Genomic DNA, 23,452 nt, shown 5'->3' on the forward strand with positions numbered 1-23,452 from the left:
GTTCACATACCGAGTTTAGCATGCTCGTCATTGAATAGCAAGCAATTTTCACAAACTTTTAATGCTTCCTAGATTCCAGTCAAACGACTGTGAGAAATCTCTCACAGGTCCAGCATAAACGAAAAAAGACGGCTACTTGGGCACACCCTTTGTAACCATCTTTTTTCTTTAATTGCCAACAGTCAACAGCTGGTTTTTATCCCCTGATATCAAAATTTTTTCTGATGTGAAGATCAAAGAAAATCAGCGAATTCTGCTTTTTCGGAAGCTTGGATCTCTTCGATTTTCAACCCAGCTAATGCCCGCTCCATCATGCCTGCTATATCTAAGCGCTCTTCATATAAATGCACTTTCTCCAACTTCGGTCTTGTCTTAGGCTGTGGCGGAGCAAAAATCGTGCAGCAGTCTTCAAATGGCTGGATCGCCAGTTCAAACGTATCGATCTCTTGAGCTACATCAATGATTTCTAATTTATCCATCGTTGCCACCGGACGAATGATTGGCGTATTCGTTACTTCATTGATCGCCACCATACTTTGCAATGTTTGTGAAGCCACTTGGCCTAGTGATTCTCCGTTCAAAATAATCAATCCATGACGAGCTTCACGGATCGCATCTGTGAGTCGCAGCATCATCCGGCGAGTGATCGTCATCCAATAGCCTTGAGGCACATGCTTCTTGATTTCTTCTTGAACTTCAGTGAATGGGACTTCAATAAACTGAATACCGCCAACATAAGGGGTTAGTTTCTTTGTCAGATCTTTGGCTTTTTGTAGTGCCTGTTCGCTAGTATAAGGCGGGCTGGCAAAATGGACCGCTTCGATCTCTACCCCGCGTTTCATCGCAAAATAACCGGCAACGGGGGAATCGATCCCGCCTGAAAGCATCAGCATCCCTTTCCCACTCGTTCCAACCGGTAACCCACCAGCTCCTTGGATCGTCTCGTAAGAAAGGTAGGCTCCATCCATACGGATCTCTACCCGTAGATTGATATCTGGCTTTTTCATTTGAACTTTGATTTCTGGAAAGCGATCAATTACAGCATTTCCTAACGTCAAATTCAACTGATTACTGTCTTGGATGAATTGATGGTCACTGCGTTTGGCAGTGATTTTGAAGGTCTCAGTCCCTGTATAGATTTCACTCATCACTGTTTGTACGGCTTCTTTTAACACTTCGACGTCTTTTTCTACCCGAATGCTGGGAGAAAAATTTTGAATCCCAAACACTTTTTGCAATTTCAATATAATTGCCTGACTGTCTTCCCCATTCAGAAGCAAATGCATCCGATCACGTTCTGCATGAACTTTGACTTTAGGAAAGTCGGCAAGTGTTCGCTTCACATTCTCCGCCAACTGCATAATGAAACTGCGGCGGTTTTTTCCTTTGGTTGATAATTCGCCGTAGCGAACCATGATCTCTGTATAATTCACGAGTAAAACTCCTTTGTTTGTCGTTGGTATGTTCGCAACATGCTCTTATTGGCTTAATTTTGAGAACTTTTGATAAAGCTGATTAAATACAATCAAAAATTGTTCTACTTCGGCCATCGTATTACTTTCATCCAAGCTGACCCGAACTGCTGAAGTAGCTAAGCGACTAGGGACATGCATCGCATGCAATGTGCTGCTAGCCATTTTCTTGCGGGAAGAGCAGGCACTAGTCGTTGAGAGATAAATCTGTTTTTCTTCAAAGGCATGGACAAGCACTTCTCCTCTGATCCCTTCCAATGAGAAACAAAGAATATGCGGCGCAAAATGTTCGGCTCCAGAAAACACCGTCACTTTCTCATACTCAGATAATGCTTCTGAAAGGTAACTTTTCAATAAGCCCACATGGTTAGGCCGGGCAGCTTTTTGTTCAAGTGCTAGTCGCAACGCTTTAGCCATTGCAACAATTGCCGGTAAATTCTCAGTCCCGCTGCGCTGATTTTGTTCTTGCCCGCCACCGGTCATCAATGGTGTTAGCTTACGGCCTTTTTTCCAATAAATAAAACCGACGCCCCTAGGTCCATGAAACTTGTGGGCAGAAAATGTGGCAAAGTCTACCCGTTGTGGCAACCATTGCTGCTGATCAACCTTCGCAATTGCTTGAACAGCATCCACATGGAAGTGGATGCGAGGATGAGCTTCTAGAATTTCAGCGATTTGATTGATTGGCTGGATCGAACCAATTTCGTTGTTGACTGCCATCACAGAAACAAGAATCGTTTCCTTTCGGATCAGTTGCTGCAAAGCAGCGACATCTACAAATCCAGTAGAAGTAACGGGTGCGATACTCACGTCAAACCCTAGTTCTTTCAACTGTTCTGCGGTCTCACTGACCGCTGGATGTTCGATGCCAGAAATAATCAAGTGATTGCCATAAGCTTTTTTGGCGATCGCGGTGCCTTTTAAGACCCAATTGTCTCCTTCCGTCCCCCCACTGGTAAACCAAATCTCTGAAGCAGAAACTTGCAGCAGCTCAGCAATTTGCGCCCGAGACTGTTCCAAAAGACGGCTGGCTTGACTGCCAAGATCGTGAAGACTTGAAGGGTTGCCGATAATACGCTGACTAACTTTTACATATGTATCTAATGCTTGCGGATAAATTGCGGTTGTGGCGCTGTTATCAAAATAAATCAATGCTAGGACCCTTTCTTTGAAAAATTCTTTCCCATTATAACTGCTCTTTCCTGCTCTTTCAAGAAGTTCCTCTTCTTGGATCGATTTGTCGGTAGAGAATCCGCCAATTCACTAAAAAAGCCAGACAGTTTTTCACTGCTGGCTTTTGCTTTATACTAAATCACGATTCTTGAAATAGAAGTTCTCGATCCGCTTGAAAGCACCTGGTTCGACGCGTTCCAAAGCTGTCCCGATCTCATCTAATGCATCTTGATAACGATACTCTTTCGTAAACAGATACAAACTCTTATCAATCGCTGCTTTGATGTCGGCATGTGAATGACGGTAACGGTTTGCATATTGCATCATTTGTTCTGTCAATGCAGCTGCATCCACTAAATCTTTCGTTTGTTCATCAAGCATGTCTAAATCTTCTTCACAAACTGAAACCAATTTATTGATTTCTTGCATGTTGATCCGAATTTTATTCAATTCTTTGCCTAATTCTTCCACTCGGTCAGTTGCGACAAAGAAGAATTCTAAGTATTCCCCTGGTAAGCCTGGCAAACGCTGTTTCTCAACAAAACGTTTGAGGTTACGTAAACGAAATTCGAAGTTCTCTACTTTCTCTTGTGCGACCTTTTCACCACGGCGTAGATCACTTAGCGCTTCATCGATTTCAACTTGTTGCGCTTCGACATCATCTAAAATTTTGTAAGCATCTTTATAAAAACTTTGTACTTCTGAATAAGGGATCTCATGGTTTTCCAACTGCGGCAAGTATTCATTGTTGCGGCGAGCCAATTCATCGACTTCTGTTTGGAAGCCACGAACCCGACCTAATTCATTATGATTCAATGTATAGCTTTGAGCGGTATGATCCAACTCAATCAATAATTGACGATTGTTTTTCGTCGCATGATCGATGTAGTCAACAATCACTTGACGATTTTTAAGAACATATTTCTTCGCATTGATTTCACGTTCCATTACCGTATACAAAGCATCGATGTCACTAGCTGTATCCCGATTAGCTACCTCCACAGAAGCAACTTCTGTTTTGGCTAAATCATTCATAGAATTTTCAACCCGTTTTTTCACGCGGTTGATATCTTCTTGGAAGTTAGCTTCAGGAAAGACGTATTTTTGATCCAATAATTTTTTGTATCCATCTTGGATTTCTTTTAATTGATCAGGGAACGTACGATTCAGCTCTTCATAAGCAGCTGGGATTCGTTTCATCAAATCTTCGACTTCATAGGTGTGTTGCTCTGCTTGTTCTAAAACTTCCCGAGCTTCGACCGGATCACCGGAAGTATTCAGCGTAACAAATTGAGTGAATTCAATCTCGATATTTTTGATTTGCTTTTGCAGTTCGTTATAAGCTGGACCAAATTCCTCTCCATGCTCCCGCAAGTTTTTCTTCAAATCTTCATAAACATCCAATGCTTTTTGGACTTCTAGGGAATTGCGTTCTTCACTTTCACGAAGTTCTTTCAAGCCGGCACGAATCTCTTCGACTTGACGTTCCATATCATCCATGGTTGCTTCCGCTTGTTCGATCGCTGTTTTAGCTTTGAAAAAGCGAATCCGTTCATTCAACTCTTCGACTTCAAAGATTTGGCTTTCCAGTTCCGCAAATGAGGAGGTGGAAATATCTGTCCATTGCTGGTTCCATTCTCGGAATGTGTTTTGGCTTTGACCCACCAAATGCATTTTTTTCACTTCATCGACTTCTTCAATGACCGGCAGATCAAACAGGTTTTCTTTACGTTTCTCTAAGACATCCAGTTTCTCCTGATTTTTCTTTCGCATAAAGTAACCGATCGCATATAAGATCGCCGCGATGACGACAATGGCAATAACGATTCCAAAGATGATATTAGTTCCCATTTTATGGTTCCTCCAATTTTCAAATCTACACTTTTCGTATGAAATCCGCGTTTTCACAGATCCGTTTTTGGGTATGTAAGGTATCTCAAATAAAAGGACCCACTTGTCCCTTTTCAAAAAAAGCATCTACGCTAGATTATAGCATAAAGAAAAAAATCAAGCATTAAATTGCGGCAAAAAAGATTGACTTTTTTGCGACTTCCTCCAATTTTTCATTCTTTTTTTAACAAGCTCTCTCTAAATTTCCTTGGAAAAGCCGAAATCAAAAAAGCTTTTTCCTGTTTTTTGGTGCCTTTTTTAAGAAATGCCTTGATTTCTCACTTTTGACACTGTACTCTAGAAAAAAGCTTGAACAGGAGTAATGCAAGATGAAAGTAGCAAAATTTGGTGGTAGTTCGCTCGCTTCAGCCGAGCAAGTGCAAAAAGTAGTTGATATTATCCAAGCAGATCCACAACGCCGTTTTGTTGTTGTTTCTGCCCCCGGTAAACGCCATGCAGACGATACCAAAGTGACTGATCTTTTATTAGCCACTTGTGAAGGACTAGCTGCATCAAAAGATGTCCGTCCCTTATTAACAGAAATTTATGCGCGTTATGCTGCCATCGCTGCCCCTTTTCAAGTGGCGCCTGAATTATTGGCAGAGATCCAAAGTGCTTTACAGCAGTTTCTGACATTGTCGCCTAATGATGACCCACATTTTCATGACAAGATCTTAGCTAGTGGAGAAGACAATAACGCTCGTTTGATTGCCGGAATTTTACAAGCATCCGGTCTAGCAGCACGTTACTTAAACCCAGAGGAGCTAGGGATCTTAGTCACTGATGAACCCCAAAACGCCCGGATCTTGCCAGCATCTTACACAAAAATCAATGCCTGGGCAGAAACAGAAGAAATTTTAGTGATCCCAGGATTTTTTGGGTATACGGAGGATGGAGAAATCTGTACTTTCTCTCGAGGCGGATCAGATATTTCTGGTGCATTGGTAGCTGCTGGTGTCAACGCGACGCTTTATGAGAACTTTACAGACGTCGATGGTATTTTTTCGGCTCATCCAGGTTATGTCCATCACCCAGAACCCATCAAAGAACTGACTTATCGAGAAATGCGGGAACTTTCGTATGCCGGATTCACGGTGCTGCACGATGAAGCGTTGATGCCTTCTTATCGGGCAAAGATTCCCGTCGTTATCAAAAATACGAATAATCCCACACATCCAGGAACCATGATTACCAACCAACGGAACAACTTGACACAACCAGTTGTCGGTGTTGCTAGTGATGAAGGCTTCTGTATGATCTACATCCGTAAATACTTGATGAACCGAGAAGTTGGTTTTACTTTACGCGTCCTTGAGATTTTCAAAGAATTTGATTTAAACTATGAGCATATGCCGTCCGGAATCGATGATATCTCGATCATTATGAGAGCCAATCAATTAAATCCGGTGTTGGAAGAAGAATTGCTGCGCAAGATCGCTTATGAGATCGATCCAGATGAATTACGAATGACCCACGACTTATCCATGGTCGTAGTCGTCGGCGAAGGGATGCGCCAACGAGTGGGGATCACTGCAGACAGCACAGCTGCATTGGCCCGCAAGAACATCAACTTGGAAATGATCAACCAAGGTTCTTCCGAGGTCAGTATTATGTTTGGTATCCATAAAGAACAAGAGAAAGCCGCTGTTCGAACTTTGTATTATACCTTTTTTGATTGATAGTCAGTGGCCTTTCCCAACAAAGCCGCCCCTCAAATACACTTAGAACAAAAAAACAAGATGACCCTTGCGAATGATTTTGCAAAGGTCATCTTATTTTTATGGGTGTTCACTCGTTTCAAGTCAACTCTTCATTTTTGCTACGATCTGACGTTCAATTTCAGCTTTGATGCGGGGCTCTGGAGCAAAACGTTCTTCCCAATCCGCAGGTTTCATGACTTTATGAGTCACAGGATGGTAATGGGGCATGCCATCTGGAAAAAGTTTCCCCATATTGGCTTCATGAACGATTTTCAAAATTGGTGCCGGATCGACACCCAATAGTGAAAAAGAGCCATAGGTGAAATACAAAAGATCGCATAAGGCATCGACTTGCTCGACTAACGTATCCGTCACTGGTTTTTGTTTGCTAGTGATCTTTTCTTTTGCTTGCTCGATTCCCTGATGCAGATCCGCCACTGACTGTGCGAACTGCTCGGGATCATTGTTGGCCGCTGCATACAAAAACTCAACTAATTCTTCTACTTTGAACCCTGCACGGAAACTGGCCTTTTCTGGTGTGAATGGCCGTGGTTGCTCCGGACGTGTCGGGTCAAAGGTTTGATGAAATTCTTCTGTCATTTCAAAAGGACTCATCTTCTTTCCTCCTCCGTTGATCTCACTCAATCAATTCGTGTATTCCATTTATTCCTCTAGTTATGTGTTATTCGATGATGCCATAGTGTTTCAGAGCCTGAGCGATACCATCTTCATTATTAGATGCTGTTACATAATTGGCCGCTGTCTTTGCCACTTGCTGCGCATTCCCCATAGCCACCCCAATACCAACACCTTTCAACATCTCGATATCATTTTCGTGATCCCCAAAAGCCATGGCTTCCTCGATCGCGATCCCTTCATAAGCCAAAAACTCATGGATTCCCTTCATTTTCGAGCCTTTCTTGGGGACGATATCCACTGAATAGGCATTGGAGCGTTTGAAATCACAGGAAGGCAGTTTTTGCTTTAGCTTTTCTTTCTCTGATTCGGGACTCAGCATAATGCACTGATAAATTGGTTCCCGCAAAATATCCAGAGACTGATACCGTTTGGCATTTCGATTTGGACTGAATCGCTGCAGCAATTTTTTTAGCACCCCAACGGGAAACTTCTTTGGGACGAATCGCAAATAACGTTGCATCACTGGTGATTGACTCAAACGAATCGTCAAGCTGCCAGCCACTTTGGTTTCTCCGCCAAACATTACCTGCCGATAATTTTCATCTGCATATGCAACAATTTCTTCAAGGATGTTCTTCGAGAAAGGTTTGGCATAAATCAAATTTTGTTTGGTGTAGACAAACTGCCCATTATAGGTGATGAACATATCCAAATCTAAATAATCGATGACTTTCTCTAATTCTACAGGTCCGCGGCCTGTCGCCACGCCACATAAAACACCTTGTTTTCTGGCTTCTTTGATCGCTGCTCGGGTACTTGCCATCGCTTTCCCGTTATCTGCGATCAATGTACCATCGATGTCAAAAAAAATTGCTTTAATCATATAACTCCTCAAAATAGCTCCAATTGGCTAGGATTCAGTTGTTGGTAATCGATTTGCATGGCTTCGATCAACGCGCGGGCATTGTCCGCCGCATCACCGCCAGCATTATTGTTAAAAATAACAGCAACTTCTTGTGCGTGAGCCGCTGTTTCTTCGACTGCTTGACGTAGTTCACTTAATTCTTTCTCATTGTAGCGATAGAGCGTCCGATTCTTTTTGGCGTCAGGTCCGGTAGCTGTCCAACCAACATCATTTCTGCCATGAAAACGACATACGGCAAATGCCGGGTTAGTCACTAGCGGTTCTAAAGGAACCGTAGTGGAGAGTTTCTTGGGCTCATCAACAATAACCAACGAGAACTTTTGCTTGCGCATATAGGCTTGCATCGAAGAGCGGAACTCTGGCTGATACCAACTATTATCCCGCAACTCGATTGCCACCGGATACGCTGCAAACCACTGACGTACTTCATCTAAATACGCCACACTTTCTTTCGTACACTTAAACCGGTTGGGAAATTGTGCCAGCAAACAATAAAGCCGGCCAGCATCCACCATAGGTTGAATCGCCTGCTTGAAAGCTGTTAGTGCTTCTGCCATAGACATACCTTCCGGCAAATCACCTTGTGTCGTTACGCTTTGATGCACTTTAAGAATAAAACGGAAGTTATCCGGTACCTGCGTCAACCAATTCCGCACATCCTTCTCTTTGGGTAAATAATGATAAGACGTATCCAGTTCAACCACAGGAAAGACACTGGCATATTCAAAAAGTTTTGATGTTTTTCTCTGAACAAGAGAACCATGTTCACTAAATGTCGTACAACCAATTCGAATCATTTTTCCTCACCTTGCTTGTTTTCTTATTTGATTAGTATACAATAGTTTTGGAGTTATGAGTAAAATAATCTTTGAGGTGACAAAAATGAAAAAAATCCTCGTTTTGCATACAGGTGGCACCATTGCCATGAAAGAAGATGTGTTGACCGGTGGTGTCAGTCCAGACGTCACAAACCCATTGATGGACGCCCCTATCCATATCGATGACGATGTTGAACTGATCGTTGAAGATATCTTTAATCTACCTAGTCCTCACATTGCACCTGAGCAAATGCTGCAAATCAAAGAACGCATCCAGTTGGCTCATTTAAGTGGAATCGATGGCGTAGTTGTCACTCACGGAACAGATACATTAGAAGAAACTGCCTTTTTTCTAGATACAACGATCGGCAATCAGCTGCCTATCGTCATTACAGGTGCCATGCGCTCCAGTAATGAAGTCGGCAGTGACGGTTTATATAATTTTGAAAGTGCCATTCGCGTAGCAAAATGTGATGATGCTCAAAAAAAGGGTGTTCTAGTCGTTATGAATGACGAAATCCACTCTGCTCGTTATGTCACAAAGACGCATACAACGAATGTTGCAACTTTTCGCACGCCAACACTAGGTCCCATTGGGCTGGTCACAAAAAATCGAATATTATTCATGCAGGAACTATTAGAGAGTCGCCAATTGGATGTTGATCGGGTCGATGGCTTGATTCCGATCGTTAAAGCCTATGCCGGCATGCATGGAGAACTTTTTGAGGCCTTAGCAGAATCCAATATCGATGGATTGGTCATTGAAGCCCTCGGAGCTGGCAATCTACCACCCCAAACATTACCGCCGTTAAAAAAATTACTGGCGAAACAAATCCCAGTCGTACTAGTCTCCCGCTGTTTCAACGGTATTGCCGAACCTGTCTATGGTTATTCTGGAGGCGGAAAAGAACTGCAGGAGATGGGAGTCATCTTTTGCAATAGCATCAACAGTCAAAAAGCCCGAATCAAATTGCTGATCGCCAAAAATCGTTGGCTGCCATTAGTTGAATTACACGACTTTATGGAAAACTGATTGTTGACTTTTTTAGAAACTAAACTGACAAAAAACCGCACCTTCGCTTGTTCTTAGCAACTGACCTTTTTTAAGAGAAGGTCAATCGCTAAGAACAGACGATTGTCAGTGCGGTTAGTTGTTTTCATTATTTTTTGTTCGTTCATGCCACTTCATTGCGGCTTCGCAGTACGTCGTCTCTCCGATTCTGATCTCATGTAATGTTTCCAAATGGTTCTCATCCCGAATCGTTTCAAAATGACTTTCTACCAAGTTCCCGTACTCAACTTCTCGGTCAAAACGAATCGTTATTTCCTTCACTTGATGCGTCGTCAAAAATTCATAGCCTAAAACATCCAGCAGCCAATTAAAATACATTGCATTGTTGACGTGCTGATTGCTGTCGATATCATAAAACCGAACCCGATAAGGTAAAAAATGTCCTTTTTCTGGGGAATTGATTTTAGGATAGCGCTTGATGCGCTTGATTTTCTCACTTTCAAAAGGAGCGACGATCTCATCTGGAACACTGCTGACTTTGCGTGTTGCCAAATCCATCAATGCAAAAACCGACTCGATCTTCACTAATTCATTTCCTTGGGCGTCGTGCAGCCAGAAATAGCGGTAGCAAAAATATTTATTGTATTCTTTTGCTTGTGTTGAGACCATGATCTGTTCCCCGACCATCGGCAACCGATTGACCGTGATATGGTAAGTAGTAATGATCCATGTCAGTCCAAAAGAGCGAATGTATTCTGGCCCACGCTCCAATACTGCACTTTGCTCTTCGGATACTTTGATTGCCACTCCCAACATTGCTGGAAACGTCATTGTCTGATTGATATCGCACTCATAATAAGCGACTTCATGTTCTTTTTGATACTTTGCTACCATCTTGCCAAATGCCTCCTAATATCTACTCAAAATCTCATCTACATTATTGCCGTAACTTTCACCGAATAGATTCAAATGAACCAATAAATAGTACAACTGATACACAGGAACCCGCTCTTGCCAATTTTTTTCCAGCGGGAAGACTTGCTGATAGCGTTGGAAAAATTCCGGACGAAATCCGCCGAATAATTGCGCCATCGCCAGATCAAGTTCGCGATCACCAAAGGATACAGCCGGATCAATGAAAACTGGATCACCCTTCTGATCAAACAGCACATTGCCGCGCCAAAAGTCACCATGCAGTAAAGAAGGTTGAACCTGTCGACCTGACCACTCTTGATACAGCGTTTCTTTCAGATTTAGGTACTTATCTTCTCGGCGAGGATTCCAATGATTTCCTAACTTGGCCAATTCCACCTGAACGTCTAAGCGGCACGTGGTATAAAAACTCACCCAATCCTCTGCCGCGGGATTCACCTGCGGCAATAAGCCAATAAAGTTGTCCTGTTCAAATCCAAACGTTGGGCTTGTTTGCCGATGGATCTCAGCTAAAGCAGTGGCGATCGACTCTTGATCACCTTCACCAACATCGATCCATTCTAGCAAAAGGTAGGCGCCATGTTCGTTATCTCCATATTGATAAACGGCGGGTACGCGAACATAGGGACGTAATTGTGCCAATCCTGCTGCTTCTGCTTGAAAAAACTGCTGGGATACTCCTGGATGATACTTCAAGAAATACTGTCTTTCTTCTGACCGCAACCGGAACGTCTGATTCACGTCACCCCCGCTGATCGGCGTTAATGTTCCGGATAACCCAAACTGGGCAAGCAATTCCTGATTCATGTTGGACACATCCTTTACTCGGTAAAGTGGGCGTGAAAATACTCTTTTTCGTCTTTTGTGATTGCCAGTCCTTCTTTTAAATACTGATCCACCGTGCCAAATTCTTTTTTGATCGCTGCTAAACTTTCATCAAGAAAACTTTCTTTTGCACTCATCAATGTGGTGATGGCTTCAAGAACTTCAGGCGGCATTTGCTGCGCCATAGGGGCAAATTTCTCTTTTAAAAAAGGCCCCAGATAGCGATTCGTTGCCAGATAGTCTTGTTTGATAGTTGATTGATCCACCTCTAATAAAGATAAGAGCAGAAATGCCCCGAAGCCTGTTCGATCTTTCCCTGCTGTACAATGAAATAGGGTTGCTCCTGCTTCCGCATTTTCTAATACCAAGTCAAAAAAATGACGGTATTGCTTTCGAGCATGCGGACTTTCGACAAAGTGGCGATATACCTTCTTCATCTGATCTTCTGCATCATCCCCATCTGCCAGCTTTTGCTTCAATGTCTCTGGTGATAAGGAAACCATCGTTTCATCTTCGCTAAAAATCGGCAAAAAGAACTGCTGGGCATAACGGATTGGCTGATCTGGCTGTGCTTTGGCTTCTTCATAGGAACGAAAATCAATGATTTGATTGATGCCATAGTTGCTCAATGTTGCTTGATCTGTCTCAGACAGCTCATTGATCGCGGCACTACGAATCAGTTTTTTCCGCTTAATGGTCTTCCCTGATGTCGTTTTATAACCGCCTAATTCTCTGACATTTGCTGCATTTTCTAACTGAATCAGTTGTGTCATCTTGATCCCTCCTGCGCCTGTATACAAAAAGTATAGCAGAAACCCATAAAAAAAGCGGTGAATATTTCTTTATTATTCTCTCATCTACTAAAGATAGCGGTCAGAGTAAGCCATAATGACACATAATAACAATAGTGACTCTGATTTTTGGTCACAAAAAAAGAAAGACCACACGCAGTCTTTCTTAATAAACACTCTTTTGTTATCACTTGATTTTAGTAGCGGCTTCTACTTGAATCAATCGGCATCAATCACAGCAGTTTGACTTTCAAGTGTTGCACGATCTAGTTCATGGATACGACTGCTAGTCACCACACCGGCAACCATGCTGTCACTGACATTAACCAGTGTTCGAGCCATATCGATCAGTGGTTCAACAGAAATGACTAGACCAACGATTGCGATCGGCAAGTTCATTGATCCTAAAACGATCAATGAAGCAAAGGTTGCCCCACCACCGACACCAGCAACACCAAAAGAACTGATGGTTACGACCGCCACCAAAAGCAGGATAAACTGCCAATCAAAGACATTGATTCCTACCGTAGGCGCTACGATCGTGGCTAACATCGCCGGATACACACCAGCACAGCCATTTTGTCCAATTGACAAGCCAAAGCTACCAGCAAAATTGGCGGTTGCTTCGTCGACACCTAGCGCTTTTGTTTGCGTTTCGATATTCAATGGCAACGCACCGGCACTTGAGCGTGAAGTAAATGCAAAACTTAACACTGGAAAAGCTTTCTTGAAATAAGTAATTGGATTGACTTTTACACTCGCTAACAACAAGGAATGAACGAGCAAGACAATGATCAATGCTGCATAAGAAGCTAAAATAAATTTCCCAAGATTTAGGATCGCTTCGAAATCACTTGATGCTAGAACATTTGTCATCAACGCCAATACACCATAAGGAGTCAACCGCAACACAAGTGTGACGATTCGCATCACGATCTTGTACAAGCTATCCATTAGATCAGCAAACGTTTGCGCCTCTTTCGGGGCTTTTTTCTTCACCCCTAAGTAGGCAATCCCTACAAAAGCAGAAAAAATTACCACTCCAATCGTACTCGTTGAACGTGTCCCAGCTAGATCGGCAAAAACATTATTCGGAATAAAGGATACGATCTGTTGAGGAATTGACAAGTCTTGGACTTGGGTAGAACGTTCTGCCAACTCAGCGATCCGTGCGGTCTCCGCTGCGCCTTCAGTAAAACTCGCACCGTCTAAACCAAACAACATAACCATCACGATTCCGATCAGTGCAGCGATTGCTGTCGTGCCCAACAAAGTAGCCAACACAGTAAAGCTGATTTTTTTGATTTTTTCGCTTTCTTTCATCTTGGTAAATGCCCCGACGATCGAAACAAAAACCAATGGCATGATCAACATTTGCAGCAGTGCTACATAGCCGTTCCCCACCATTGTGATCCACTCTAGTGATTGGGTGATCACTTCCGAGCCAGTTCCAAAGATCGCCTGTAAGATACCACCAAAAAGTATCCCGACAAACAACGCTGTAAACACTCGTGTAGAGAATTTCAGATGACGCTTTTGCATCAGGTAGAACCCATAAATAAGGGCAGCAAAAATAAGTACAACAATAACTATAAACAGATTTGTCATTAGTCTCCTCCTTTAACATTAAGTAAAATGACAAAGTCTGTCAGTGGAAGTAAAGGTTCCCAGTGACCATTCTTCAACAGTTCACTCTAATGAGACGTGTGGCATCATTAGTGACTGTTTTATTTTATAGAAAGAATGGCGATCTTACAATTAATAAGTTTCACATTTTTCTGCTAAAGATCATAAAAATGGACAAAAAAAGCTGTGACAGCGCAGCTAATAAACGGTCCATCAAACAAATTGGTCTACCTGATAGAAAATGAACCGTTTCTATCTCAGTCCTCGTAAAATTTGTTCGATCGTCTCTTAACATACGCCCACAGCTTTTCATTTCTTCATTATGCTAAAGCTCCCATAGGGTCCCAAGGAGCTAAGACTTGCGGCTCTGCTTCAAAAGCAGCGAGTTGTTCGGCCGTCAAAAATTCCTTGCGAACAACGATTTGATAGGTGTACTCATCCATCCATTCATCACTCATTACAAAAAATCCATTGGTACCGACTTTTTCTCCCCAGCTGTTTTCGACTTTCCATTTTGTTGATTTGCCATCAACGATGTCCACACCAGTCAAGACCATCGCATGGGTCATCAGACTTTCACCATAATCTAAACGTTGAGCTTTCGTCATCGTGAAATCGATATCGAATAAGTCGTTCATATCATACGCATCCAATGCCATGATTCCAGAATCACGGGTAGAAGATTGCCCAACATCACAGCCAAACCAGACAGATTCTCCTTGTTCTAATTGGGCAATCGCCAATTTTTTGAATGTTTCCATATCCACATTCAAATATTTCACTTCTTTACCTCCAACAACGTTCCCCAACATTTCCACTGTATAGGACTTGTTATAAGGTTTGTCAGCAGTAGGGGCGTTGATGATGCTTACATAATCATCCAGATCTACCCCTACATATTTGTCATAAAATGTTTGCGGCGTCAGTCCGCGATCAATATGATAATTTTTCTCTTCATCACGGTATTCAAAGTCAAACGTTTCTGGTGGAGTCCCCAAAGAAGTCGCTAAGAAATTGTAGATTTCTTGTAGCATCCCTTCTTTTGCTTCTTGAATAGCTGCTTCGGATTGTCCATCCGCCACTAATTGGCGCAATGTCCCAGCATCTTTGCGCAATTTTTTGTTCAAGTAGTTGTTCAAGTCACGGGAATTCGATGAATTACTGCTTTCTGGCATCACTGCTTTTGGCACGACACCATATTTTTGAAAGATCGACACGATCATATCCCATTGTCCGCCATCTTGTTGGGGTGTTTGCAGCAAGAAAGCAACCTTGCGGCTAGATAAAGGCTCTTGTGCTGTTGCCAAGACATTTTCATAAAAATAGTTGGCTTTTTCATATTTATCCCAGAAAAAAGTATGGTTCTGTGACAATTCAAAGTCCTTCAAATTAAAGGCATTCAACATTTTGTGACGGAATGTGTTCAATGCTGCAAACATCCAGCAGCGACCTGATTGTTTTTGGTTTGACACTTTGCCAGTCGTCACATCAACTGAAAAGACTGGTACATTGTTGACATGGCCTTGAATCGTTTCTGCTGAAGCAGTGATCCCGTTTTTGACCACGCCTCTTTGCAGTGCATTTTGCTTGTTATTTTGCTGATACGCTTCAGCAAATTTTTCAGTAGTATTTTTGGAAATTTCTGACATATTTCTCCATCCTTTCACTTTATTCTCTTCATTTTACTCTTGTCCAAATCAAATAACAACCGCCTGAGCAAAAGTCTGGCAGATCCAAACTTGCGAAGGCGGTGTTTCCATTTAGATTCAGTTCGCAATCATGAAGATACCCAAGCCCAATAGGACAAAAGAAATCCCTTCTTCAAAACGGGCGTAGAACTGCCGAACAGGTCTGCTGGCTAATAGGATCGTCAGTAAAACACTGACGACGATCAACGCCATAAATCCGAGCAGTGACAAGTTTAGTTCAGTGATTGCCAGTGCTCTCAATCCTTTAATAAAGATCCCTTGCAGCAAATAGACTAACAGTGTGTTCTTGCCCCATTTGGTAAAAAACAGCTGTTGCCGTGGGACGAGTCGCAGAAAACCAATGATCCCCAGCAGTCCAATCACAAAGAACACCCCTCGTAATGGTCCTCCGAACAATGGATAGCTCAGATAGTCTTCATAAGGTTTCGAGCCAAAGACCATGTACTTATTCATCCCATGGAAAAGCGCAATAAACAAGTAGATAATCGGCAAGAAAACCAGACTGATTTTTTTTATTCGTGTTCCTTGTAAAAACTGCATCTCATTTTTAGGAAAATAAAAACCGATGATAAAAAATGGTAGAAAGACAAATGTCCGCTGCAGTGTCAGAACTTGATTAATAAAAGGGAGGTAACCAGCAAAAATGCTCAGCAGCACACTAAGCAAGATGGCTTTTCTGGCAGTCATTTTCTGAAAAAAGACGAGAGAAAGCTGCCAAAAGAACATGCTGAGTAAGAACCACAATGCCCATTGAGGGTTGAGCAGCTGAATATTCAACGACGCGTCAAGTCCAATCACCCAGTAATAAACTGTATAAAAAAGTTGAAAAAACACATAAGGAAGTAGAAACTTTTTGACCAGATCTCGAACTTTTGAACCTTTTGTGAGCGGTTTGGCAAAATAACCTGCTAAAAAAACAAAGGCTGGCATATGAAAGGTAAAAATAAAATAGTACAGATCATGATAAAACTTGTGATCACCAATGAATGGTTGCAATAAGTGGCTGAAAACCACTAAAATCATTAATAAAAATTTTGCATTATCGAAGTAAGCCGTCCTCGGGGAGTGGCTCATAATGTCTCCTCCTTTATTTTTTCTAACTAAAAGCATACCGTAATATTCAGTCACTGCGATAACAAAGTGATTGCAAAACAGCAACGAAAAATTTCAGTTTATTACTCCTAATGCTGCGAAGTGAGTTCCTTATAGAGAGGATGATTATTGATTGCATGTTCCATCTATTTGTATTAATATAGATAATACAAAGGAGAGAGCGCCAGTGCAATTCGAAATCAAACCTCAAAGCAATACACCCATCTATCAACAATTACGCGATCAAATCATTCTTGGGATCGCAACAGGCGAATTAGCTGTCGGCGAACTACTTCCCTCTGTCCGTCAACTTGCAGAAGAGATTGGCATCAACACGATGACTATTTCTAAAGCCTATAATTCACTGAAAGAAGACGGGCTGCTGATTACCGATCGGCGCAAAGGAACTGCTGTCGCAGCGCCTCGCAGCTTTACCTTCTCCGAAGAAGAATATTATCAACAACAGCTGCAGCTGCAAGTAGCCTCTGCATTGATTCACGGAAAAAGCGAAGCAGCGATCATTGCCGATATTCAGCAATGTTTAGAACAGTTTTCTGAAAGGACCGAATTGAAATGAATTACATTTTCTTTGGCATAAATCTGATCGTCATTTTTTCTATCGCTTTTACAATGAATCTGCTCAGTAAGCCCCACAAAAACATATTATTGGAAAATACATTATCTCCTGATCACTTGCAGCATCCGGACGTTTTGGCGTTAGTTGCTGAATACCGCCGCCGTATTATGCAGTTTGTCGGTATCTTAAGTGTAGCAAGTCTGATTTTTTTGTTCAATTTATATGGCTCTATCCTCATGACCTTTTTCTGGCTGCTCTTGTTTTTGCTTCTGGGGGCAAGCTACGTCTTACAAATTCATTATATTGGAAAAATGCACGAACTAATTGAGCATAAGAACTGGGGACTCCCTATCGATCCTGTTTTAGTAGACACCAAATTGATCCAGCAAAAAAATAGAAAACTGTTGCCATTAGTCAGTTTTCTTCCATCATTGTTATTAGTCATTGCTGGTGTAATTTATTTCCCTACCGCGGAGAACGGACCCGGTTGGCTATTCAGCCTCATCAACTGCTTGATCTTTTTGCTTTTCCTCTATTTATGGCAAGTGATTCGCCGCTTACCAGTACGTCCATTGACGAAGGATTTTCAAATCAATCAACAGTTCAATGATTTAACGAAATTCTATTGGTCCCTTCTGGTCGTCTTAATGAGCACGGGCACACTGCTATTGTTTTTTGTTCCACTGCTCTCGACCCAGTTGACGGGGGTAGTTGGAGAGTTATCCGCTGTTCTTTTCGTCTTGTTACTGGTCTTCTTGATGGTCGTTCCTTTTGGGCTATTGCTGCGATTACGAAAAAAACAAGATCAATTGTTGGCTTCTACGGAACAACGGTATTATGATGAAGACCGTTATTGGCGTTATGGCGTGTACATTAATCCAACAGATCCTCGATTATTTGTCCCTGACCGCGTGGGGTTGAATATCGGTATCAATTTAGGCAAAAAGACCGGAAAAGGTTTAGCAATCGGCACCGGCATTCTGATGATCGCGATCATGGTTGTCACTATCGTTCCTTTGTATCAATTAGATTTTAATCCTGATGCAATAAGTGGAGAGATGACAGATCAATCCGTACAGTTTGATGCCCCATTAGCTAGCCGACAAACGATTCCGTTGGATGAAATCAGAACAGTCACGCTTGTTGATACACTTCCAGAGCCAACGGTTCGCACAATGGGGATGGCGACAGATCATTACCTGACAGGCAACTTTAACGTTGCTGGTCAATCTGCGAAACTATTCATGGACAAACGATCGCAACCCATTCTTCGGCTCTCGACAGCCGATATCACGATCTACTATACGAACAAAGACGCCTCTGAGACCGTCAAACTGTATGAGACTCTGGAGCAAAAGCTTCAGTAGGCAATAAGAAGATATTTAGCAAGCAAGACAAACAAGCGAAGCGACACCTGCAATTAGTAAAAATTGCCCGAGTCGCTTCGCTTGATTTTTCATGCTTCTTAGCTATCAGGACTGTGCCATATGTCATCATCCAACAAGTTAAACCGAATAATAGTCTGTTGCTAGGATAGATTCCTCTGACTTTTGCGACGAGGAGTCCCTGCACCGCAGGAGCAATAATCATTAATGTTCGGATAGTGTTACTTGTAGGAGACTTATGGCACAGTCCCAAAAATCGCTACATTGGTTTCAGATTCTTCGCTAGCCGTTCAATCATCCAAGACAAACGCTTTTCGCGTCCAGTGTCGGTTTTTGCATCATAGTATGCCCGCGTGTAGGTCTTTTTGACAGAGAGAGACATTGCTTGGAAATTTGTATAAGCTGCCTCATGTTTCTTTAATAAGCTTGCTACGGTATAGATTTGTTCCTCCGAAATCTTTGGAGACTGAACCGCATCCCATTGACCGTTTTTCTTGGCCTCTTCTATTTTTCTTCGACCATAATCAGTCATTAGTCCTTGGCTTTCCAATGTTTCAGCTAGTGCTTTGTTTTTTTCTGACCACTTGCTGTTCTTTCTGCGCCTCGCAAAGTATTTCTTGTATGTTTTATCATCAATCTTTTGCATGACGCCATCGATCCAGCCAAAACAAAGCGCTTCTTCAAGTGCCTCGTGAGCCTTTATCGTCTTAGGACCGCCAGCTTTTCCGATCAAAAGCCAAACCCCTTCACTTGATACACCATACTCTTGAAGCCAGTCACGAAATTCATTTCTATTTGTAAATGTAATGCTGTTGTCCATAGAATCCCTCTCATCTTCTTTATCCACTTTGGACACCTTTTTAAGGAAACTGGGTCTTGACTTGCGCAATAGTCGAATGAGTCATTTTCCAATAAATCACTGTGGGGTAGGTCAACATATAAGCATCGTAAAGCAGCAGACAACTATCGAGTCTCTGAAATAAAGTGACTTCCCTATGTCGACTGCTTTGCTTATCCAAAAAACAAGTAGCCGCAAGGAGATAAACTGTTGAATCTATCTATAAAGCAACCCCCCTGAATTTCAGGGGGGTTTGCTTTACCCATCCATCATCTTTTCATCAATGGGGACGTTTTATTTATGACTCCGGCAGTAGGACTCGAACCTACGACATCATGATTAACAGTCATGCGCTACTACCAACTGAGCTATGCCGGAAGAATCTACCTGTAATATAGCAAATATTCAGATAAGTTGGCAAGTGAAAAAAGAAATTTTTGCTTCTTTGTCTTGTTGTTCACCTTTTTTGACAAAAAATCCCAGTACTCTTGAAAAAATGGAATTGACAAACAGCAGGCTTTCAGGTATTCTATATCTTGTGTTAAATAACAAGCCGCTTTAGCTCAGTTGGTAGAGCGCATCCATGGTAAGGATGAGGTCGACGGTTCAAGCCCGTCAAGTGGCTTTCTCAAAACAACGTTCTTGGGACGTTGTTTTTTTGTTTGCAGTTAGCACCGATGATTTTCAGTTGCTCCTTATTTCAACAACGAAAATGATAAACGGTCCATGCATTGCATCACTATTTCACACTGTTCATTATGTTCATTTGAACAATCATAAATATCAATGATTCTCAAGAATAACTTCTTAGCCTATTATTTATCCAGTCACCAAAACTAGCTACGTATTCTATAGGGCCTTGTATTATTACTCTGGCTTGTTCTTTAGAAATTGCCTGATAAAAGAACTGTCGGTTTTCTCCATCGTATACATTGTTATATTGATTCAACAAATCATTTTTTAAATTTTCAACTAACCTCATACTAGAGATTGGAATATTAATGACGAGTATTGAACCCGTTTTAAAATGATTCTCGTTTTCAAAAAAGTTAGTAACAGGGTTCTCAACTGACTGACCTATAAAACGATACACTTCGGATTTCAAAAATTTCCATTGTCCACCAATCTTTTGCCCTTTTAATTTACCATCAGACAAGTAGTTTCTAATAGTTCTTGTAGTTACTCCCAATGCATCCGCAACTTCAGATACACTTAGCAAATCGTGATTCATAGTTTATCTCCTTACATTAATAATTTTGTTCGCGTATTTCTTGAATGATTTATCATGGGTTGTATATAAAATAATTTTCTCTTGTGATTTGATTGTAATGAAATTCAATATTGCATTTGCAGATTCTTTATCTATATTACTAATGCTTTCATCTAAAATATATAATTCTGCATCAGATATAATTAATCTACATACTGCAATTCTTTGTTTTTCTCCTCCAGATAAATTCGCACCATTTTCTAATAATACACTATCCCAATGCTTTTCTTTAAATATCGGACTTAAAATACCAGATGTTTCAATCAAATATTTTTCATCTCTGGTTAGTTTTCTTCCCATTCCTATATTGTTTTCTAATGACGTAGACAAAATCGTTGGATCTTGTGAAATATAAGCAATTTTATTCCTTAAACTTGAATTTTCCAAGCTGTTAATTTCTAATCCATTGATCTTTATTCCTTTAGATTTTCTAAATTTCAACATCAGTCTCAATAGAGAAGTTTTTCCACTACCAGAATCTCCTTCTATATAAACTATATCCCCTTTATTCACTACTTCTTTTAAATTATAATTAAAAATTTGTTTATTTATTAAAAATGATGGGAAATTAAACTCAATATTGTTTATATTTTGTATTTTTATTTCCCCATTTTCTTCACGTAATAAGTCAAGATTATTCTTAATGAACTCATTAGAAATAGTTAAAGATTTATAATCTACATTTGCCTTAGATAAATCACTTAAAGCGGAATAATACATTGGAATAACAATACTTAGAATAATTAAATTTCCCACAGGAAATTCATTTTGAACAATTAATATACTCGCCCAAATATAAGTCATATTTTGAACCAATTGATTAATAAAGACAATAGCATTACTAGTAACTTGTGCATATTTATTATTATTTGCTAATGAATCATACATTGCAATCAACTTTGGTTTAAGCAGATGTTCTAATGCAGATACATTAGCTTGGGATTTTATATTATCCACATTTGATAATGTCACAATTAAATCTTTATTTGCACTTGCAGCATCTTTTTGCATTTTTTCCATTCTAATAGATAATTGCTTGTTAATATGCTTAAAGCCAACTAAATTTAAAGGAAGTAATATCAATAAGAGCAAAAAAATTTTCCATGATATAAATCCAACAATTCCTAGAGATAACAAAATTACAAAACATGACTTTACTATAGTCGATACACTATTAATCAAAAATAAATATAAAGAATCCACTGAAGTAAATATACGATTAATTAAATACGTGGGTTCTTTTTCAATAAAACCATCATAAGAAATTTTAGTCAGCTTACTTATCAGTTTGAACAAATAATTCGAATTAAACTTTGCTGCAAAATTTTCTCTATACACGAGCATGAAAGTCTGCAATAAGAAAGAAAACAACATAACTATAACTATAAAGAGCATTATCTCATAGGTTAGTTTGATCTTATTTTCATTAAAATATTGTATGAATAGAGGAGTAATCATTGATGTTAAAGAGCCAATAACAACTAATAGACTGGTTATTAATACAAATTGCTTATTTTCTTTTAGAACATTTTTCATATTTTTTCCTCTTTTTCGTTTTATTTTTCATAATTGTACTCTTTATCATTTATAAAAGTCAATTATTTCCCTTAAATTAGGAAAAAATACGAAAAAACAAAACGACACTTCAATTAGAAAATATACGAACACCTGCCTTGAATAAAGCAACTACAAACTATTTAAATAGTACGTGTGGGAAATTAGTTGGAAGTGGGAAATTAAATAGTTACGGAAAACAGGAAAATGGAGAGTTATTGCAGAAAAAATAAACTAGCATAAACATTCCCAGCTTATTTCGTATTCAGACCTTGCTGCTCTCCAGTTAGTCGTAGTTAGTCTATTTACTCCGTATACGGTGAAATCACTTATCTGATTTTATAACCATTACTAAGTACGATTACTTCATCAACAATTTCAAGGTTTTTCGGACGATGGGTAATCATAAGGACGATCCTATTCTTAAATATTTTCATTACTTCTTTGAGCAACTTTTCTTCGGTTGATTCATCCAATGCCGAAGTGGCCTCATCTATCACTATTATCTCTGCAGTAGAAAAGAACATTCTCGCAAACGCAATACGCTGCTTCTCTCCACCAGAAATATTAGAACCTTTTTCACCAATTCGTGTATCTAATCCTTCTTCAAGTGAATGATAAAAATGTCCTAATTGACATTTCTCTAGTGCCTCTATTACTTGAATATCTGGTATATTTTTGTCAAAAACAATATTTTCTTTTAATGTTCCCTGAAAAATAGGAGCATCTTGTGAGAGATAGAAAATATGATTGTAGTATTCATTTAAATTATACGAAGATAAATTCTTATGATTCACAAAAATATCTCCACTAGTGGGTTTGAATAATCCCAATATAACTTTCATCAAAGAAGATTTCCCAGCTCCACTTTCTCCAACAAGTCCAAAATTTTATCTTTCTCTAAGTCTAAATTGAAATCTTTCAATATTCGTTTGTTTTGAATGGTTAAATTTAAATTGGTCAGACTGATAGTTGCTATGGATTGTATAGGTGCTCCTTCGATGAAGAGGCCTTCATCATTTGAAGTATCATAAAAATCTTGTAATCGTTGATATGTAACTTTATCCAAATGATATTGGACAAAAACTACATTGAAGATAGCAATTGGTGTATAAACTCTATCGACATAAGTAACCAACGCGACTAATCCACCTAAACTAATAGATATAACGTTTGCAAATGTTAATATAACGATGACTAATTTAATGACCGCAACTAGAAAA

20 protein-coding genes, 2 tRNA genes and 1 pseudogene are annotated in these 23,452 nt (G+C 40.4%); 5 read left to right on the forward strand and 18 right to left on the reverse strand.

Features of this window, described 5'->3' with window-relative positions; genetic code table 11:
- Positions 1-233: 233 nt before the first annotated feature.
- The 3 genes from thiI to ezrA form a co-directional block, all read right to left on the reverse strand.
- Positions 234-1,433 (reverse strand): tRNA uracil 4-sulfurtransferase ThiI, encoded by a 1,200-nt coding sequence (gene thiI, locus EG2_RS13550; RefSeq protein WP_003127333.1) that lies wholly within the window; start codon positions 1,431-1,433, stop codon positions 234-236.
- 45 nt (positions 1,434-1,478) lie between these two features.
- The gene (locus EG2_RS13555; protein ID WP_005471603.1) at positions 1,479-2,624 is read right to left on the reverse strand and encodes a cysteine desulfurase family protein; all 1,146 of its coding nucleotides are present in this window, start codon (positions 2,622-2,624) and stop codon (positions 1,479-1,481) included.
- A gap of 150 nt (positions 2,625-2,774) precedes the next feature.
- Positions 2,775-4,496, reverse strand: coding sequence for a septation ring formation regulator EzrA (gene ezrA, locus EG2_RS13560; RefSeq protein ID WP_003127330.1), 1,722 nt, complete (start codon positions 4,494-4,496; stop codon positions 2,775-2,777).
- A gap of 368 nt (positions 4,497-4,864) precedes the next feature.
- Here ezrA and EG2_RS13565 point away from each other — a divergent pair, with 368 nt between their 5' ends.
- Positions 4,865-6,214 (forward strand): aspartate kinase, encoded by a 1,350-nt coding sequence (locus tag EG2_RS13565; protein WP_003127329.1) that lies wholly within the window; start codon positions 4,865-4,867, stop codon positions 6,212-6,214.
- Positions 6,215-6,337: 123 nt separating this feature from the next.
- On the opposite strand, the gene EG2_RS13570 is transcribed toward EG2_RS13565, so the two are convergent.
- The 3 genes from EG2_RS13570 to EG2_RS13580 all read right to left on the reverse strand — a co-directional run bounded on the left by EG2_RS13570 (position 6,338) and on the right by EG2_RS13580 (position 8,596).
- Entirely contained in the window at positions 6,338-6,850 is a 513-nt protein-coding gene (locus EG2_RS13570) for a pyrophosphohydrolase domain-containing protein (RefSeq protein WP_003127328.1), read from the reverse strand.
- A gap of 67 nt (positions 6,851-6,917) precedes the next feature.
- Positions 6,918-7,757, reverse strand: coding sequence for a Cof-type HAD-IIB family hydrolase (locus EG2_RS13575; protein WP_003127327.1), 840 nt, complete (start codon positions 7,755-7,757; stop codon positions 6,918-6,920).
- An 8-nt stretch (positions 7,758-7,765) separates the two neighbouring features.
- Positions 7,766-8,596, reverse strand: a complete 831-nt coding sequence (locus tag EG2_RS13580; protein ID WP_003127326.1) for a DUF72 domain-containing protein — start codon at positions 8,594-8,596, stop codon at positions 7,766-7,768.
- Positions 8,597-8,681: 85 nt separating this feature from the next.
- Here EG2_RS13580 and EG2_RS13585 point away from each other — a divergent pair, with 85 nt between their 5' ends.
- Entirely contained in the window at positions 8,682-9,650 is a 969-nt protein-coding gene (locus EG2_RS13585) for an asparaginase (protein ID WP_060815108.1), read from the forward strand.
- A 114-nt stretch (positions 9,651-9,764) separates the two neighbouring features.
- Here EG2_RS13585 and EG2_RS13590 read toward each other — a convergent pair whose 3' ends face one another.
- From EG2_RS13590 to EG2_RS13620, 6 genes are all read right to left on the reverse strand, one after another.
- Positions 9,765-10,523 carry an acyl-ACP thioesterase domain-containing protein gene (locus EG2_RS13590; RefSeq protein ID WP_003127324.1) on the reverse strand — a complete coding sequence of 253 codons (759 nt, stop codon included), beginning with the start codon at positions 10,521-10,523 and terminating at the stop codon, positions 9,765-9,767.
- Positions 10,524-10,538: 15 nt separating this feature from the next.
- The gene (locus EG2_RS13595; protein WP_005471595.1) at positions 10,539-11,369 is read right to left on the reverse strand and encodes a fructosamine kinase family protein; all 831 of its coding nucleotides are present in this window, start codon (positions 11,367-11,369) and stop codon (positions 10,539-10,541) included.
- 14 nt (positions 11,370-11,383) lie between these two features.
- The gene (locus EG2_RS13600) at positions 11,384-12,160 is read right to left on the reverse strand and encodes a tyrosine-protein phosphatase (RefSeq protein WP_005471589.1); all 777 of its coding nucleotides are present in this window, start codon (positions 12,158-12,160) and stop codon (positions 11,384-11,386) included.
- Positions 12,161-12,397: 237 nt separating this feature from the next.
- Positions 12,398-13,786: an L-cystine transporter gene (locus EG2_RS13605; protein ID WP_003127320.1), complete on the reverse strand. Its 1,389-nt coding sequence runs from the start codon at positions 13,784-13,786 to the stop codon at positions 12,398-12,400.
- A gap of 338 nt (positions 13,787-14,124) precedes the next feature.
- Positions 14,125-15,453, reverse strand: coding sequence for a C1 family peptidase (locus EG2_RS13615; protein WP_005471586.1), 1,329 nt, complete (start codon positions 15,451-15,453; stop codon positions 14,125-14,127).
- Positions 15,454-15,570: 117 nt separating this feature from the next.
- Positions 15,571-16,587 (reverse strand): acyltransferase family protein, encoded by a 1,017-nt coding sequence (locus EG2_RS13620; protein ID WP_005471584.1) that lies wholly within the window; start codon positions 16,585-16,587, stop codon positions 15,571-15,573.
- A gap of 205 nt (positions 16,588-16,792) precedes the next feature.
- Here EG2_RS13620 and EG2_RS13625 point away from each other — a divergent pair, with 205 nt between their 5' ends.
- Together EG2_RS13625 and EG2_RS13630 are read left to right on the forward strand one after the other, a co-directional pair.
- The gene (locus EG2_RS13625) at positions 16,793-17,182 is read left to right on the forward strand and encodes a GntR family transcriptional regulator (protein WP_003127317.1); all 390 of its coding nucleotides are present in this window, start codon (positions 16,793-16,795) and stop codon (positions 17,180-17,182) included.
- Entirely contained in the window at positions 17,179-18,549 is a 1,371-nt protein-coding gene (locus tag EG2_RS13630; protein ID WP_060815109.1) for a PH domain-containing protein, read from the forward strand. Before EG2_RS13625 ends, EG2_RS13630 begins: the two co-directional genes overlap by 4 nt.
- A 277-nt stretch (positions 18,550-18,826) precedes the next feature.
- Here EG2_RS13630 and EG2_RS13635 read toward each other — a convergent pair whose 3' ends face one another.
- Both EG2_RS13635 and EG2_RS13640 read right to left on the reverse strand, forming a co-directional pair.
- Complete coding sequence (locus EG2_RS13635; protein ID WP_003127314.1) at positions 18,827-19,387, reverse strand: YdeI/OmpD-associated family protein; 561 nt, start codon at positions 19,385-19,387, stop codon at positions 18,827-18,829.
- 322 nt (positions 19,388-19,709) lie between these two features.
- Positions 19,710-19,783, reverse strand: a tRNA-Asn gene (locus EG2_RS13640).
- 174 nt (positions 19,784-19,957) lie between these two features.
- Between EG2_RS13640 and EG2_RS13645 the strand changes: the two genes are divergently transcribed.
- Positions 19,958-20,030 (forward strand) — tRNA-Thr (locus EG2_RS13645).
- A gap of 168 nt (positions 20,031-20,198) precedes the next feature.
- Here the strand turns inward: EG2_RS13645 and EG2_RS13650 are convergent.
- From EG2_RS13650 to EG2_RS19185, 4 genes and pseudogenes are all read right to left on the reverse strand, one after another.
- Complete coding sequence (locus EG2_RS13650; RefSeq protein WP_003127312.1) at positions 20,199-20,636, reverse strand: helix-turn-helix domain-containing protein; 438 nt, start codon at positions 20,634-20,636, stop codon at positions 20,199-20,201.
- A 3-nt stretch (positions 20,637-20,639) separates the two neighbouring features.
- Entirely contained in the window at positions 20,640-22,211 is a 1,572-nt protein-coding gene (locus tag EG2_RS13655; RefSeq protein ID WP_060815110.1) for an ATP-binding cassette domain-containing protein, read from the reverse strand.
- A 347-nt stretch (positions 22,212-22,558) separates the two neighbouring features.
- Positions 22,559-23,074, reverse strand: a complete 516-nt coding sequence (locus tag EG2_RS13660) for an ATP-binding cassette domain-containing protein (RefSeq protein ID WP_021149217.1) — start codon at positions 23,072-23,074, stop codon at positions 22,559-22,561.
- Positions 23,074-23,452: pseudogene (locus EG2_RS19185) on the reverse strand (ABC transporter ATP-binding protein); the annotation flags it as partial. The gene EG2_RS13660 and the pseudogene EG2_RS19185, both read right to left, overlap by 1 nt.

The organism is Enterococcus gallinarum NBRC 100675 (assembly GCF_001544275.1).
Taxonomy (GTDB): Bacteria; Bacillota; Bacilli; order Lactobacillales; family Enterococcaceae; genus Enterococcus_D; species Enterococcus_D gallinarum.

Coding starts and splice junctions, on each gene's coding strand:
- EG2_RS13620 (WP_005471584.1), bottom strand. CDS start 16,587: ATGAGCCACTCCCCGAGGACGGCTTACTTCGATAATGCAAAATTTTTA.
- EG2_RS13650 (WP_003127312.1), bottom strand. CDS start 20,636: ATGAATCACGATTTGCTAAGTGTATCTGAAGTTGCGGATGCATTGGGA.
- EG2_RS13580 (WP_003127326.1), bottom strand. CDS start 8,596: ATGATTCGAATTGGTTGTACGACATTTAGTGAACATGGTTCTCTTGTT.
- EG2_RS13655 (WP_060815110.1), bottom strand. CDS start 22,211: ATGAAAAATGTTCTAAAAGAAAATAAGCAATTTGTATTAATAACCAGT.
- EG2_RS13615 (WP_005471586.1), bottom strand. CDS start 15,453: ATGTCAGAAATTTCCAAAAATACTACTGAAAAATTTGCTGAAGCGTAT.
- ezrA (WP_003127330.1), bottom strand. CDS start 4,496: ATGGGAACTAATATCATCTTTGGAATCGTTATTGCCATTGTCGTCATC.
- EG2_RS13595 (WP_005471595.1), bottom strand. CDS start 11,369: ATGAATCAGGAATTGCTTGCCCAGTTTGGGTTATCCGGAACATTAACG.
- EG2_RS13590 (WP_003127324.1), bottom strand. CDS start 10,523: ATGGTAGCAAAGTATCAAAAAGAACATGAAGTCGCTTATTATGAGTGC.
- EG2_RS13600 (WP_005471589.1), bottom strand. CDS start 12,160: ATGACACAACTGATTCAGTTAGAAAATGCAGCAAATGTCAGAGAATTA.
- EG2_RS13585 (WP_060815108.1), top strand. CDS start 8,682: ATGAAAAAAATCCTCGTTTTGCATACAGGTGGCACCATTGCCATGAAA.
- EG2_RS13565 (WP_003127329.1), top strand. CDS start 4,865: ATGAAAGTAGCAAAATTTGGTGGTAGTTCGCTCGCTTCAGCCGAGCAA.
- EG2_RS13660 (WP_021149217.1), bottom strand. CDS start 23,074: ATGAAAGTTATATTGGGATTATTCAAACCCACTAGTGGAGATATTTTT.
- EG2_RS13570 (WP_003127328.1), bottom strand. CDS start 6,850: ATGAGTCCTTTTGAAATGACAGAAGAATTTCATCAAACCTTTGACCCG.
- EG2_RS13575 (WP_003127327.1), bottom strand. CDS start 7,757: ATGATTAAAGCAATTTTTTTTGACATCGATGGTACATTGATCGCAGAT.
- EG2_RS13605 (WP_003127320.1), bottom strand. CDS start 13,786: ATGACAAATCTGTTTATAGTTATTGTTGTACTTATTTTTGCTGCCCTT.
- EG2_RS13630 (WP_060815109.1), top strand. CDS start 17,179: ATGAATTACATTTTCTTTGGCATAAATCTGATCGTCATTTTTTCTATC.
- EG2_RS13635 (WP_003127314.1), bottom strand. CDS start 19,387: ATGGACAACAGCATTACATTTACAAATAGAAATGAATTTCGTGACTGG.